At 73.4% G+C, this 13,563-nt stretch carries 10 protein-coding genes; 4 read left to right on the top strand and 6 right to left on the bottom strand.

What is annotated here, in order from left to right; all coding sequences use genetic code 11:
* Positions 1 to 199: 199 nt before the first annotated feature.
* Positions 200 to 1,393: a glycine C-acetyltransferase gene (locus AC07BF_RS09325; RefSeq protein ID WP_400802855.1), complete on the bottom strand. Its 1,194-nt coding sequence runs from the start codon at positions 1,391 to 1,393 to the stop codon at positions 200 to 202.
* A gap of 31 nt (positions 1,394 to 1,424) precedes the next feature.
* On the bottom strand, positions 1,425 to 2,453 hold the full coding sequence (tdh, locus tag AC07BF_RS09330) for an L-threonine 3-dehydrogenase (protein ID WP_363586714.1): 1,029 nt from the start codon (positions 2,451 to 2,453) through the stop codon (positions 1,425 to 1,427).
* A gap of 467 nt (positions 2,454 to 2,920) precedes the next feature.
* Here tdh and AC07BF_RS09335 point away from each other — a divergent pair, with 467 nt between their 5' ends.
* Entirely contained in the window at positions 2,921 to 4,354 is a 1,434-nt protein-coding gene (locus tag AC07BF_RS09335; RefSeq protein WP_363631117.1) for a serine hydrolase domain-containing protein, read from the top strand.
* 80 nt (positions 4,355 to 4,434) lie between these two features.
* Here AC07BF_RS09335 and AC07BF_RS09340 read toward each other — a convergent pair whose 3' ends face one another.
* On the bottom strand, positions 4,435 to 5,496 hold the full coding sequence (locus AC07BF_RS09340) for an ATP-dependent DNA ligase (RefSeq protein ID WP_363586712.1): 1,062 nt from the start codon (positions 5,494 to 5,496) through the stop codon (positions 4,435 to 4,437).
* A 128-nt stretch (positions 5,497 to 5,624) separates the two neighbouring features.
* On the opposite strand from AC07BF_RS09340, the gene ligD reads away from it, so the two are divergent.
* A complete protein-coding gene (gene ligD, locus AC07BF_RS09345; protein WP_478333134.1) occupies positions 5,625 to 6,632 on the top strand; it encodes a non-homologous end-joining DNA ligase in 1,008 nt (335 codons plus the stop codon).
* Positions 6,633 to 6,636: 4 nt separating this feature from the next.
* Here ligD and AC07BF_RS09350 read toward each other — a convergent pair whose 3' ends face one another.
* The gene (locus AC07BF_RS09350) at positions 6,637 to 7,158 is read right to left on the bottom strand and encodes a hypothetical protein (protein ID WP_363586710.1); all 522 of its coding nucleotides are present in this window, start codon (positions 7,156 to 7,158) and stop codon (positions 6,637 to 6,639) included.
* Between the two features lie 83 nt (positions 7,159 to 7,241).
* Positions 7,242 to 8,441: an 8-amino-7-oxononanoate synthase gene (locus tag AC07BF_RS09355; protein ID WP_363586709.1), complete on the bottom strand. Its 1,200-nt coding sequence runs from the start codon at positions 8,439 to 8,441 to the stop codon at positions 7,242 to 7,244.
* 171 nt (positions 8,442 to 8,612) lie between these two features.
* Here AC07BF_RS09355 and AC07BF_RS09360 point away from each other — a divergent pair, with 171 nt between their 5' ends.
* A complete protein-coding gene (locus tag AC07BF_RS09360) occupies positions 8,613 to 11,105 on the top strand; it encodes a DEAD/DEAH box helicase (RefSeq protein WP_478333171.1) in 2,493 nt (830 codons plus the stop codon).
* 61 nt (positions 11,106 to 11,166) lie between these two features.
* Here AC07BF_RS09360 and AC07BF_RS09365 read toward each other — a convergent pair whose 3' ends face one another.
* On the bottom strand, positions 11,167 to 12,018 hold the full coding sequence (locus AC07BF_RS09365) for a hypothetical protein (RefSeq protein ID WP_400987117.1): 852 nt from the start codon (positions 12,016 to 12,018) through the stop codon (positions 11,167 to 11,169).
* A gap of 306 nt (positions 12,019 to 12,324) precedes the next feature.
* On the opposite strand from AC07BF_RS09365, the gene bioB reads away from it, so the two are divergent.
* Positions 12,325 to 13,557: a biotin synthase BioB gene (bioB, locus tag AC07BF_RS09370; protein WP_478333135.1), complete on the top strand. Its 1,233-nt coding sequence runs from the start codon at positions 12,325 to 12,327 to the stop codon at positions 13,555 to 13,557.
* The last annotated feature ends 6 nt before the right edge of the window (positions 13,558 to 13,563 follow it).

Consider the following 13,563-nt stretch of genomic DNA (forward strand, 5'->3'; position numbering starts at 1 on the left):
AACCCCCTCCCCCCCGCCCCCTCCCCCTCCCCCCCCCCCCCGGGGCCCCCCCCCCCCCCCCCTCCCCGCCCCCCCCCCCCCCCCCCCCCCCCCCCCCCCCCCCCCCCCCCACGACGATGGTGAGCCCGCGGGCCGGTCCGGTTCCGAGCGGACCGGCCCGCGGGCAGCTCATGGGGCCGCCGCCTCACCGACCGCCGGGCTACTCGCCCAGCGCGGCGCGCGCGTCGACGAAGGCGGCGACGGCGCGCTCGACGTCCTCGGTGGAGTGCGCGGCGGACAGCTGCACCCGGATCCGGGCCTGGCCGTGCGGGACCACCGGGAACGAGAAGCCGATCACGTACACGCCGCGCTCCAGCAGCAGTTCGGCGAGCCGGCCGGCCTTGGCCGCGTCGCCGATCATCACCGGGGCGATCGGGTGGTCGCCCGGCAGGATCTCGAAGCCGGCCTCGGTCATCCTGCTGCGGAACAGCGCCGTGTTGGCCGCCAGCCGCTCGCGCAGCTCGTTGGACTGCTCGACCAGGTCGAGCACCTTCAGCGAGGCCGCCGCGATCACCGGGGCGAGCGAGTTGGAGAACAGGTACGGGCGGGAGCGCTGGCGCAGCAGGGCGACGATCTCCCGGCGGGCGGCGACGTAGCCGCCGGAGGCGCCGCCGAGCGCCTTGCCGAGGGTGCCGGTGATGATGTCCACGCGGTCCATCACGCCGTGCAGTTCGGGGGTGCCGCGGCCGCCGGGGCCGACGAAGCCGACGGCGTGCGAGTCGTCGACCATGACCATGGCGCCGTAGCGGTCGGCCAGGTCGCAGATCTCGCGCAGCGGGGCGACGTAGCCGTCCATCGAGAACACGCCGTCGGTGACGATCAGGCGGCGGCGGGCGTCCTGGGTCTCCTTGAGCTGCTGCTCCAGGTCGGCCAGGTCGCGGTTGGCGTAGCGGTGGCGGCGGGCCTTGCTGAGCCGGATGCCGTCGATGATGCTCGCGTGGTTGAGCGCGTCGGAGATGACGGCGTCGCGGTCGTCGAGCAGGGTCTCGAAGACGCCGCCGTTGGCGTCGAAGCAGGAGGAGTACAGGATGGTGTCCTCCTGGCCCAGGAAGGCCGAGAGGCGGTCCTCCAGTGCCTTGTGGACGTCCTGGGTGCCGCAGATGAAGCGCACCGAGGCCATGCCGTAGCCCCAGCGGTCCAGCGCGTCCTTGGCGGCGGCGAGCACCTCGGGGTGGTCGGCCAGGCCGAGGTAGTTGTTGGCGCAGAAGTTCAGCACCTCACCGGGGCGGCCGCCGCCGGTGACGGTGACCGCGGCGCTCTGCGGGGTGCCGATGACCCGCTCGGGCTTGAAGAGCCCGGCCTCGCGGATCTCGTCGAGGGTGGTGGCGATGTCGGCGCGCACGTTGTCGAACACTGCGGACTCCTAACGAGGACGAACGGGGGGCTCAGGCGGTCCAGTCGAGGATGATCTTGCCGCAGCGGCCTCCGGCGGCCTCGTCGAAGGCGGCCGCGAAGTCGTCGGCGGCGTACCGGCCGGTGATCACCGGGGCGAGGTCCAGCCCGCCCTCCAGCAGCACGGACATCGCGTACCAGGTCTCGAACATCTCGCGGCCGTAGATGCCCTTGATGGTGATCATCGAGGTGACGACCGAGGCCCAGTCGACCGGGAACTGCTCGGCGGGCAGGCCGAGCACGGCGATCTTCCCGCCGTGGGTCATATTGGCGATCATCGACTGCATCGCCTCGGGGCGGCCGGACATCTCCAGGCCGACGTCGAAGCCCTCGCGCAGGCCGAGCTTCTGCTGGCCCTCCTCGATGGTGTGCTCGGCGACGTTCAGCGCCAGCGTGACGCCGACCTTCCGGGCCAGGTCGAGGCGGTACGGGGAGACGTCGGTGATCATCACGTTGCGGGCGCCGGCGTGCTTGGCGACGGCGGCGGCCATGATGCCGATCGGGCCCGCGCCGGTGATCAGCACGTCCTCGCCGACCAGCGGGAAGGAGAGCGCGGTGTGGACGGCGTTGCCGAACGGGTCGAAGATCGCGGCCACGTCCAGGTCGACCGGCACCCGGTGCACCCAGACGTTGGAGGCGGGCAGGGCCACGTACTCGGCGAAGGCGCCGTCCCGGCCGACGCCGAGGCCGACCGTGTTGCGGCACAGGTGGCGGCGGCCGGCCTGGCAGTTGCGGCACTTGCCGCAGACCAGGTGGCCCTCGCCGCTGACCAGGTCGCCGACCGCGATGTCCGCGACGCCGGCGCCGATCTCGGCGACCTCGCCGACGAACTCGTGGCCGAGCACCAGCGGGGTCGTGATGGTCTGCTGCGCCCAGCCGTCCCAGTTGCGGATGTGCAGGTCGGTGCCGCAGATGCCGGTCCGCAGCACCTTGATCAGCACCTCGCCGGGGCCGATCTCCGGCTTCGGGACGTCCACCAGCCAGAGCCCGGGCTCGGCCTTCTGCTTGACGAGTGCCTTCACGGGCGTCGGCTCCTGACGTGCGAGTGGGGCGGCCTTCGCGGGTGGGCAGGCCGAGTGGCCCCGGTGTGGCCGTTCCTGGCGGACGCGATCCGGGCAGGCAGAAATCTGCCTGGTGAGGGTGGGTTCGGTCCATCGAGGAATTCTTAAGGGCGGCCACAGCTGGGCTAAACGATCGTGCCCGAGCCGGGGCCGGGGACGGGTGCGGCGTGCCGGTGCTCACCTGTTCGGCCGAGCGCGAGCCCGCTTCCGCGACACCAACCCCCCAGTGGGCAGTGGTCCTTGACAGCACGAGAGGCGATATGCGCCAGCCGGCTGGGGCAGTCGGCTGACCGCCGGTCCGTTCGGGTCAGCCCTGCGGCGGTCGACGAGCGGGGCCGCACCGGCGGTGCTTACGGTGGCGGCGCTCCCCCGTCGGCCTCGTGGAGCAGCGCTCCGGGGCCGTCCGCCGCAGAGAGGCGCCTCGACCTATGACCACGCTCCGACGGCCACATCCGGCCGCGTCCCGTTCCACCCGCCGAGCGGCCTGCGCCGCCCTGGCGCTGACCGGCCTGCTCGCGACCGCGGCCTGCTCCGGCGGGTCACCGCCGAAGCAGGCCGGCGGCGCGGCCCTCACCGCCGAGCCCGCCGCGCTCAGCCCGTCCGCGTCGGGCTCCAGCGCCGGTTCGGGCGCCGCGAGCGGCTCGGCGAGCGGCTCGGCCGGCGCGGTGGTGCCGCTGACCCCCGACGTCGCCAACCAGCTGGACGCCGCGATCAAGCAGGTGCTGAACCAGACCTCCACCCCCGGCGTGATCGTCGGGATCACCACCCCCGACGGCAGCTACCAGCGGGCCTTCGGCCAGGCCGACAAGTCCGCCGGCACCCCGATGTCGCCCGACCTGAACATGCGGATCGGCAGCGAGACCAAGACCTTCACGGCGACCGGCGTGCTGCGGCTGGTCGACCAGGGCAAGGTGGGCCTGGACGACCCGGTCTCCAAGTACGTGGACGGCGTGCCCGGCGGCGACAAGATCACCATCCGCCAGCTCGCCGGGATGCGCAGCGGCCTGTTCCCGTACACCTCCGACCCGGACTTCGTGAACGCGCTGATCAGCGACCCGAACCGGGTGTTCACGCCCGACGAGCTGCTCGCCTACGGGTACAAGCACCCGGCGAACTTCCCGCCGGGCAGCAAGTTCCAGTACAGCAACAGCAACTACATCCTGCTCGGCAAGGTCATCGAGAAGGCCGGCGGGGAGCCCGTGGACCAGTTCCTCAAGGACCAGGTGTTCAGCCAGGCCGGACTGAACGGGACGGTCTTCCCGACCGACGCGACCTTCCCCGACCCGCACGCCCGCGGCTACACCGACCAGACGCCCAACGGCCAGACCACGGACGCCACCGACTGGAACCCGTCCTGGGCCTGGTCGGCCGGGGCGGTCATCTCCAACCTCACCGACCTGCAGAACTGGTCGAAGTCCCTGGCCACCGGCTCCCTGCTGAAGCAGGACACCCAGTCCCAGCGGTTGAAGACCCAGCCGACCGGGGACCCCGGCGTCGGCTACGGCCTCGGGCTGTTCAACAACAACGGGTGGATCGGGCACAACGGCTCGCTGCCCGGTTACGAGACCGTGGCGGTGTACCTGCCGCAGTCCCAGGCCACCCTGGTGGTGCTGCTCAACACCGATGTGCCGTACCGGGGTTCGGAGCCGTCCTCGCTGCTCGCGAAGGCGATCACGCAGATCGTCTCGCCGAAGAACGTCTACTCGATCCCGCCGGTGAACAACACGGCCTCGCCGTCGGCCTCGTCCTCGGGGTCCGCGTCGCCGTCACCCTCGCTCTCGCCCTCGGGGTCGGCCTCGTCCCCGGCCTCGCCCGGCGCCCCGGGGTCCCCCTCCGGCGCGCCGTCCACGGTCAACGCCTGAGCTCCGGACCGACCGGGCGCCTGAGCGCCAGACCGCTTGAGGCCCGGCCCGGATCACCGGGCCGGGCCTCCGAGGTGTCGTCAACTGCCCAGCACGCGGGCCAGATCGTAGGAGACGGGCTCCTCCAGCTGCGCGTAGGTGCAGCTCTCCGGCGTGCGGTCCGGCCGCCAGCGGCGGAACTGCGCGGTGTGCCGGAAGCGGGTGCCCTCCATGTGGTCGTAGGCGACCTCGACCACCCGCTCGGGGCGCAGCGCGACCCAGGAGAGGTCCTTGCCGCCGGTCCACCGGCTGACCGCGCCCGGCAGCCGGCCCTCGGCGTGCGCCGCCTCGTCCGCCCAGCCGCCCCACGGGTGGCGGGAGAGGTCGGCCATCCGCAACGGGGCCAGTTCCTCGGCGAGTTCGCGGCGGCGGGCCATCGAGAACGCGGCGCAGACGCCGACGTGCTGGAGCCGGCCCTCGGCGTCGTTGATGCCCAGCAGCAGCGAGCCGACCACCGGGCCGCTCTTGTGCTCGCGGTAGCCGGCCACCACGCAGTCGGCGGTGCGCTCGTGCTTGATCTTGAACATGGTCCGCTCGCCCGGCCGGTACGGCTGGTCCAGCGGCTTGGCCACCACGCCGTCCAGCCCGGCGCCCTCGTACTCGGCGAACCAGGTCTGCGCCACGTCCCGGTCGGTGGAGGCGGGGGCGGTGAACACCGGGTCGCGGGCGGCGCCGAGCGCCGTCTCCAGGGCCGCGCGGCGCACCGACAGCCGCTCGTCCAGCAGCGCGACGTCACCGAGCGCGAGCAGGTCGAAGGCGATGAAGGAGGCGGGCGTCCGCTCCGCCAGCAGCCGCACCCGGCTCGCCGCGGGGTGGATGCGCTCCAGCAGTTCCTCGAACCGCAGCCGGCCGTCCCGGGCGATCACCACCTCGCCGTCCAGCACGCAGCGCGGCGGCAGCTCCCGCCGCAGCGCGGCGACCAGCTCGGGGAAGTACCTGGTCAGCGGTTTGCCGGTGCGGCTGCCGAGCTCCACCTCGTCGCCGTCGCGGAACACGATCGTCCGGAAGCCGTCCCACTTGGCCTCGTACTGCATCCCCGGCGGGATCTTCGCCACCGACTTGGCGAGCATCGGCGCCACCGGCGGCATCACGGGCAGGTCCATGGCTCCGATCCTCGCGCGCACGGCCGGAAGCCGCGCGGCGAAAGGGCACACGGCGAAGAGGGCCCACCGCGGAAAGGGCCCACGGCGAAAAGACGCGCGCGGGGCACGGCGCCCTTAGCGTGAGGGGCATGGGCTCAGCCGTGGAACTGGATGTCGCCGGGCGCAGCGTCCGGCTGTCGAACCCGAACAAGGTGTACTACCCCGAGCGCGGCTTCACCAAGCTGGACGTCGCGCAGTACTACCTGGCCGTCGCCGACGGGGTGCTGCGCGGACTGCGCGACCGGCCCACCACCCTGCAGCGCTTCCCGGACGGCGTGGACGGCGAGTTCTTCTACCAGAAACGCGCCCCCAAGGGCCTGCCGGACTGGCTGCCCACCGCCCGGATCAGTTTCCCCAGCGGCCGCTCCGCCGACGAGATCTGCCCCACCGAGCCGGCCGCCGTGCTGTGGGCCGCCAACCTGGGCTGCCTCACCTTCCACCCCTGGCCGGTCCGCCGCTCCGACACCGAGCACGTCGACGAGCTGCGCATCGACCTCGACCCGCAGCCCGGCACCGACTTCCACGACGCCGTCCGCGCCGCCCACGAACTGCGCGCCCTGCTGGAGGAGTACGGGCTGCGCGGCTGGCCCAAGTCCTCCGGCGGGCGCGGCCTGCACGTGTACGTCCCGCTGGTGCCCGAGTGGACCTTCACCGACGGCCGGCACGCCGTGATCGCCCTCGGCCGGGTCCTGGAGCAGCGGATGCCCGGGCAGGTCACCACCGCCTGGTGGAAGGAGGAGCGCGGCGAGCGGATCTTCGTCGACTACAACCAGATGGCCCGCGACCGCACCATCGCCTCCGCCTACTCCCTGCGCGCCCGCCCGCGCGCCACCGCCTCGACCCCGCTGCGCTGGGAGGAGCTCGACGACGCCTCCCCCGAGGACTTCGACCTGCGCACCGTCCCCGCCCGCTTCGCCGAACTCGGCGACCTGAACGCCGAGATGGACGATCGGGCGTACCGCCTGGACGGCCTGCTGGAGCTGTACGACAAGCAGCTGCGCGACGAGGGCCTCGGAGAGCTCCCGTACCCGCCCGACCACCCCAAGGCGGCCGGCGAGCCGACCAGGGTGCAGCCCAGCCGGGCCCGGAAACCCTAGGCGCTCACACCCCCGTCATGGCCAGCACGAACCAGAAGACGCCGCCCAGCACCATCAGGGTGAACAGCAGGACGCCCACGACCGCGCCGGAGAGCAGCAGCCCCCGGCCGACGCGCCGCGCGCGCAGGCCGACGCCGGTCAGCAGCACGCCCGCCACACCCGGTGCCAGGGCCAGCGCCAGCAGCATCACCGTCCGCGCCACCTCGGCGTCCGACACCAGGTGGCACTCGTCGCCCTCGCACACCGCCCAGACGCCCTCGCCGACCGGCGCGCCCGCCCGCATCCTGGCGTGCTCGTGCGCCGGGCCGCCGCCGTCCGGGCGGAACACGCCCCGGCAGTCCGAAGGAGGCGGGCCGTCCCCGTTCGCCGGGATCAGACACCGCTCCGCGCGGAACGTCCCGGGCGCCCCCACCAGCCCGGCCGCCTGCCCGAACTGCCGCACCGGCCCGCCCACCAGCCATCCGGCCAGCAGCACCAACAGCACCCCGGCCGCCACCGGCCCCCACCGCCGCACCGCCACCCCCATCGGCTCACCCCCGCTGGGGTGACGCCACCGACGGCCGGACGGTTGCACGGGCGGCCTGGCGGGCGGCCCTCCCGGCCCAGGTGTCAGCCGACCCGGGCGCCCTCCGGCGCCAGCTCGGCGATGATCCGAACCGCCTCCGCGAGCTGCGCGTCCGTCAGGTCCCCGCGCGCGGTGAGTCGCAGCCGGGACACCCCGTCCGGGACGGACGGCGGGCGGAAGCAGCCGACGGCGAGCCCGGCCCGCCGGCAGTCGGCGGCCCAGGCGACAGCGGCCTCCGCGCCCGGAGCGCGCACCGACACCACGGCCGCGTCCGGCTCGCAGGCCCGGAGCCCGGCGGCGGTCAGCCGGGCCGCGAGGCCGCGGGCCACCTCGCGGGTGCGGTCGGCGCGGTGCGGCTCGGCGCGCAGCAGGCGCAGCGCGGCGAGGGCCGCGGCGACGGCGGCCGGGGCGAGGCCGGTGTCGAAGATGAAGGTGCGGGCGGTCTCGGTGAGGTGGCGGATCACCCGGCGCGGCCCGAGCACGGCGCCGCCCTGCGAGCCGAGCGACTTGGAGAGCGTGACGGTGGCGACGGTGTCCGGCTGCCCGGCGAGCCCGGCCGCCGCGAGCGCCCCGGCGCCGCCGGGGCCGAGGACGCCCAGCCCGTGCGCGTCGTCGACCAGCAGCGCGGCGCCGTGCGCCCGGGCGGCGGCGGACAGCCCGGCCAGCGGGGCGGCGTCGCCGTCCACCGAGAACACCGAGTCGCTGACCACCAGCGCCCGCCGCTGCGTCCGGCGCTCCAGCGCCTCCCGGACGGCCTGCGGGTCGCTGTGCGGGGCCCGGTGGACGTCCGCGCGGGCGAGCCGGCAGCCGTCGATCAGCGAGGCGTGGTTGTAGGCGTCCGACACGATCAGCGTGTCCGGGTCGGTGAGCGCGGTCAGCGCGGCCAGATTGGCGGTGTAGCCGGAGGAGAACACCAGCGCCGCCTCCACCCCGCAGAACGCGGCGAGCTCCTCCTCCAGTTCGGTGTGCAGCGCGGTCGTCCCGGTCACCAGCCGCGACCCGGTCGACCCCCCGCCCCAGCGCAGCGCCGCCTCGGCGGCCGCCTGCGTCACCGCCGGGTGCCTGGTCAGCCCCAGGTAGTCGTTCCCGGCCAGGTCGAGCACCGGGTCCTGCGCCGCGCGGCTGCGCAGCCGGCGCGTCAGCCCGGCCTCGGCCCGCAGTTCGGCGGCCTCGTCGAGCCAGTCGAAGACGGCCGCCGGGGCGAGGTCGGTGGTGTGCGTTGCGGACGCGAGCGGTTGGACCATGCCCGGCACTCTGGCACGGCGCCGCCGCCGCGATCAATGGGCGGCCGCGCACAGCTTCGCGGCCGCCGGTGCAGCGATCCGGACAGTCCCGGGGCGGGTGCCGGCGGAGGGCGGGCTTTGCCCGGGGTGGCGGCGAGCAGGCAAGATAGCCGGGTGACCCTCCTTGATCTGATGCCGAAGCCCGCCACGCCCGATGCGCTGTACGAGACCTTCGCCGCGTGGGCGGAGGAGCGCGGGATCACGCTGTACCCGGCGCAGGAGGAGGCGCTGATCGAGCTGGTGTCGGGGAACAACGTCATCCTGGCGACGCCGACCGGGTCGGGTAAGAGCCTGGTGGCGGCCGGGGCGCACTTCGCGGCGCTGGCGGAGGGGAAGCGGACGTTCTACACGGCGCCGATCAAGGCGCTGGTGTCGGAGAAGTTCTTCGACCTGGTCAAGATGTTCGGCACCGAGCAGGTCGGCATGATGACCGGCGACGCGAGCGTGAACCCGACCGCGCCGATCATCTGCTGCACGGCCGAGGTGCTGGCGCAGATCGCGCTGCGCGACGGGCTCCGGGCGGACGTCGGCCAGGTGGTCATGGACGAGTTCCACTTCTACGCGGAGCCGGACCGCGGCTGGGCCTGGCAGATCCCGCTGCTGGAGCTGCCGCAGGCGCAGTTCCTGCTGATGTCGGCGACGCTCGGCGACGTGCGCCGCTTCGAGGAGGACCTGACCCGCCGGACGGGCCGCCCGACGACGGTGGTGCGCAACACGACCCGCCCGGTGCCGCTGTTCTACGAGTACCGCCGCACCACGATGCACGACACCCTGGAGGAGCTGCTGCAGACCGGCCAGGCGCCGGTCTACGTGGTGCACTTCACGCAGAAGGAGGCGGTGGACCGGGCGCAGTCGCTGATGAGCATCAACATGTGCTCGAAGGCGGAGAAGGACGCCATCGCCGACCTGATCGGCGGCTTCCGCTTCACCACCAAGTTCGGCCGCAACCTGTCCCGTTTCGTGCGCCACGGCATCGGCGTGCACCACGCGGGCATGCTGCCGAAGTACCGCCGGCTGGTCGAACGCCTGGCCCAGGCAGGCCTGTTGAAGGTGATCTGCGGGACGGACACGCTGGGCGTCGGGGTGAACGTGCCGATCCGTACGGTGCTGTTCACGGCGCTGTCCAAGTACGACGGCACCCGGGTGCGGATCCTGCGCGCGCGGGAGTTCCACCAGATCGCCGGGCGGGCCGGCCGGGCCGGGTTCGACACCGTCGGACAGGTGGTGGCGCAGGCGCCCGAGCACGTGATCGAGAACGACAAGGCGATCGCCAAGGCCGGGGACGACCCGAAGAAGAAGCGCAAGGTGGTGCGCAAGAAGGCGCCGGAGGGCTTCGTCGGCTGGACCGAGGAGACCTTCGACAAGCTGATCGGCGCCGACCCGGAGCCGCTGGTCTCCCGCTTCAAGGTGAGCCACGCGATGCTGCTGTCGGTGATCGGCCGCCCCGGCAACGCCTTCGAGGCGATGCGCAAGCTCCTCACCGACAACCACGAGGACCGCGCGGCGCAGCGCCGGCACATCCGCACCGCGATCGCGATCTACCGCTCCCTGCTGCAGGGCGGCGTGGTCGAGCGGCTGCCGGAGCCGGACGCCGAGGGCCGGATCGTGCGCCTCACGCTCGACCTCCAGGAGAACTTCGCGCTCAACCAGCCGCTCTCCACCTTCGCCCTGGCCTCCTTCGAACTCCTCGACCCGACCTCGCCCTCGTACGCGCTGGACGTGATCTCGGTGGTCGAGGCGACCCTCGACGACCCGCGCCAGATCCTCGCCGCGCAGCAGAACAAGGCGCGCGGCGAGGCCATCGGCGAGATGAAGCGCGACGGGATCGAGTACGAGGAGCGGATGGAGCGGCTCCAGGAGATCACCTACCCGAAGCCGCTGGAGGAACTGCTCACCCACGCGTACGAGGTGTACCGCCGGGCGCACCCGTGGATCGGCGACCACGAGCTGAGGCCGAAGTCGGTGGTCCGCGACCTGTACGAGCGGGCGATGACCTTCTCGGACTACGTCGGCTTCTACGAGCTGGCGCGCACCGAGGGCATCGTGCTGCGCTACCTGGCGAGCGCGTACAAGGCGCTGGAGCAGACCGTCCCCGAGGACGTGAAGACCGACGACCTGAAGGACGTCATCGCCTGGCTCGGCGAGCTGGTCCGCCAGGTCGACTCCAGCCTGCTGGACGAGTGGGAGCAGCTGGCCAACCCGACGGACCCGCAGGCCCCCGAGGTGACGCTGGACGACAAGCCGGCGCCGGTGACGGCGAACGCGCGGGCGTTCCGGGTGCTGGTGCGCAACGAGTTGTTCCGCCGGGTCGAGCTGTGCGCGCTGGAGCACTACGAGGAGCTCGCCGAGCTGGACGGCTCGTACGGCTGGGACGCGGACCGCTGGGCGGACGCCATGGACGGGTACTGGGAGGAGTACGACGACCTCGGCACCGGCCCGAACGCGCGCGGCCCCAAGATGCTGATCATCGAGGAGGAGGACTCCGCCTGGAAGGTCCGGCAGATCTTCGACGACCCGGAGGGCGACCACGACTGGGGCATCAGCGCCGAGGTCGACCTGTACGGCTCGGACGAGGAGGGCCGGGCGGTGCTGCGGGTCACCGCGGTGGACCGGCTGGGCGGCTGACGGACCGTCAACCCCGGCTTCGAAGTCGCCGGCCCCCGGAGCGGGGGGGGCCGGCGAGGCGTCACATCCAGACGAACGGCGCGCCCGCCGCGTAGGAGAGCGCGCGGGTCGCCTCCTCCAGGGTCTGCTCGGCGCTGGGCGCCGGGCCCGACGATGTCGCGGCCGGGGTGGACGGGGCGCCGGGGCCGGGCGTGCGGGCCTCGCTGAGCCGGGAGCCGGTCACCGTCACGTAGTGCCCGACCGCCTCGACCCGCGGCTCGGCCGACTTGGGCGCGCCGGACGACGGCGCGGGGGCGGTGTTGGCGTCCGGAAGGATGAAGGCGAGTGCGCCGGGCTTGCCGCGCAGGGTGTCGGCGGCCCGGGTGGCGGCGGCCTGGTCGCCGAAGCGCAGGACGGTGACGCTGCTGAGCACCGGGCGGTCGACGCCGGAGAAGCTGACGATCAGGTAGGCATGGCAGCCGCTGTCCCGGAACAGCTCCTGGGTGCGGTCCTGCAGGACCTCGGCGCAGTTCTCGCCCTGCCGGATGGCGCCACGCCGGGCCTTGTACCCGGCGGCCTCGACCGGCCGCTGGGCGGGGAAGAGGCTGTCGGCATTGAGGCCCTCGGAGTCGGTGTGCGGCGGCGGGGTGCCGACCACCGGGGGCGTCCTGGCCGCATCCTTGGTGGACGGGCCGAGCCCGGGTATGTAGTCGCCGGGCATCGGGCGGGTGATGATCCATCCGCCGGCGGCCACCACTCCCACCACGACGACCCAGCCCACCGCCCGGCGGGCCGTCAACCGCCTGCCCCTGCCGCCGCCCCGACTACCGATCAGGTCCGTGCCCGCGCCGGCGGGGGCCCCGCCGGTCCGCCGCACTGCCTGGCCGTTCTGGCCCTCTCCCGGAGTCGGGGTGCGCTCCCCCTGCGTGGTCATGGCGCAGATTCTAAGCAACCGTCGGGTGGCGTGGATCACTGGGTGGGCGGTTGCCGGTCACCGCCGCGCGCGGGCGTCCGCGACCGTCCGGCACGCGTACCGGCGACCGCCCTGCGCCGGCCTCCCCGGCCCTTCGCCGCGACCACCGCCTACCGGCCGGTAACCTCCGATTCGTACCGGCGTCAAGCTCGTGACCAGCGGCGACACCGTGAGCTTCGACACTGTGGCAAGTGGCACATCCTTCCGCCGATCTTCTGGCGGGTTTCCTCTGGCGCCATTCAAGCGCCACCAGGCAGGATCGGCCCCATGGATCTGCTCGATACCCTCACCGCCAAGGGCCTGCGCGGCGAAGTCCCGACCCGCGAGGAGGCGCTGGCCGTCCTCGCCACCACCGACGACGAGCTGCTGGACGTCGTCGCCGCGGCCGGCAAGGTCCGCCGGAGGTGGTTCGGCCGGCGCGTGAAGCTCAACTACCTGGTGAACCTCAAGAGCGGGCTCTGCCCGGAGGACTGCAACTACTGCTCGCAGCGGCTGGGCTCCAAGGCCGAGATCCTCAAGTACACCTGGCTCAAGCCCGACCAGGCCGCCGAGGCGGCCCGGGCCGGGGTGGCCGGCGGCGCCAAGCGCGTGTGCCTGGTCGCCAGCGGCCGCGGCCCGACGGACCGTGACATCGACCGGGTCACCGACACCATGGCCGCCATCCAGGAGGCCGACCCCGAGGTCGAGATCTGCGTCTGCCTCGGCCTGCTCTCCGACAACCAGGCGGAGCGGCTGAAGGCGGCCGGCGCCGACGCCTACAACCACAACCTCAACACCTCCGAGAAGACCTACGGCGACATCACCACCACCCACACCTACGCGGACCGGGTGGACACCGTGAAGAAGGCGCACGGCGCGGGCCTGTCCGCCTGCTCCGGCCTGATCGCCGGCATGGGCGAGAGCGACGAGGACCTGGTCGACGTGGTGTTCGCGCTGCGCGAGCTCGGCTCGGACTCCGTCCCGGTCAACTTCCTGATCCCGTTCGAGGGCACGCCGCTCGCCAAGGAGTGGAACCTCACCCCGCAGCGCTGCCTGCGCATCCTGGCGATGGTCCGCTTCGTCAACCCGGACACCGAGGTGCGGATCGCCGGCGGCCGCGAGGTGCACCTGCGCTCGATGCAGCCGCTCGGCCTGCACCTCGCCAACTCCATCTTCCTCGGTGACTACCTGACCAGCGAAGGCCAGGCCGGGCAGACCGACCTCGACATGATCAAGGACGCCGGGTTCGAGGTCGAGGGCGCCGGCGAGGCCACCCTGCCCCGCCACCGCGCGGACGTCGCGGCGGCCTCCTCCGCCGTGTCGGCTTGCGGCACCGCCGCGTCGGCCTGCGGCAGCGGCGGCGGCTGCGGCCCGTGCGGCGGGCACGCGCACGCCCCGGCCTCGGAGGACACCCCTGCGTCGGCCGCGGAGGACGCCGACGCCTCGGACGGGGAGCTGCGCAGCGACCTCGTCAAGGTCCGGCTGCGCGGCGCCGGCACCGAACTCGCGCCCAATGCCTGATAGTTC

The sequence above is a fragment of the Kitasatospora sp. NPDC043950 genome (assembly GCF_056435345.1).

Excerpts from the sequence above, each read along its gene's own strand:
- AC07BF_RS09335 (WP_363631117.1), top strand. The coding sequence starts at position 2,921 with ATGACCACGCTCCGACGGCCACATCCGGCCGCGTCCCGTTCCACCCGC.
- AC07BF_RS09340 (WP_363586712.1), bottom strand. The coding sequence starts at position 5,496 with ATGGACCTGCCCGTGATGCCGCCGGTGGCGCCGATGCTCGCCAAGTCG.
- ligD (WP_478333134.1), top strand. The coding sequence starts at position 5,625 with ATGGGCTCAGCCGTGGAACTGGATGTCGCCGGGCGCAGCGTCCGGCTG.
- AC07BF_RS09350 (WP_363586710.1), bottom strand. The coding sequence starts at position 7,158 with ATGGGGGTGGCGGTGCGGCGGTGGGGGCCGGTGGCGGCCGGGGTGCTG.
- AC07BF_RS09355 (WP_363586709.1), bottom strand. The coding sequence starts at position 8,441 with ATGGTCCAACCGCTCGCGTCCGCAACGCACACCACCGACCTCGCCCCG.
- AC07BF_RS09360 (WP_478333171.1), top strand. The coding sequence starts at position 8,613 with ATGCCGAAGCCCGCCACGCCCGATGCGCTGTACGAGACCTTCGCCGCG.
- AC07BF_RS09365 (WP_400987117.1), bottom strand. The coding sequence starts at position 12,018 with ATGACCACGCAGGGGGAGCGCACCCCGACTCCGGGAGAGGGCCAGAAC.
- bioB (WP_478333135.1), top strand. The coding sequence starts at position 12,325 with ATGGATCTGCTCGATACCCTCACCGCCAAGGGCCTGCGCGGCGAAGTC.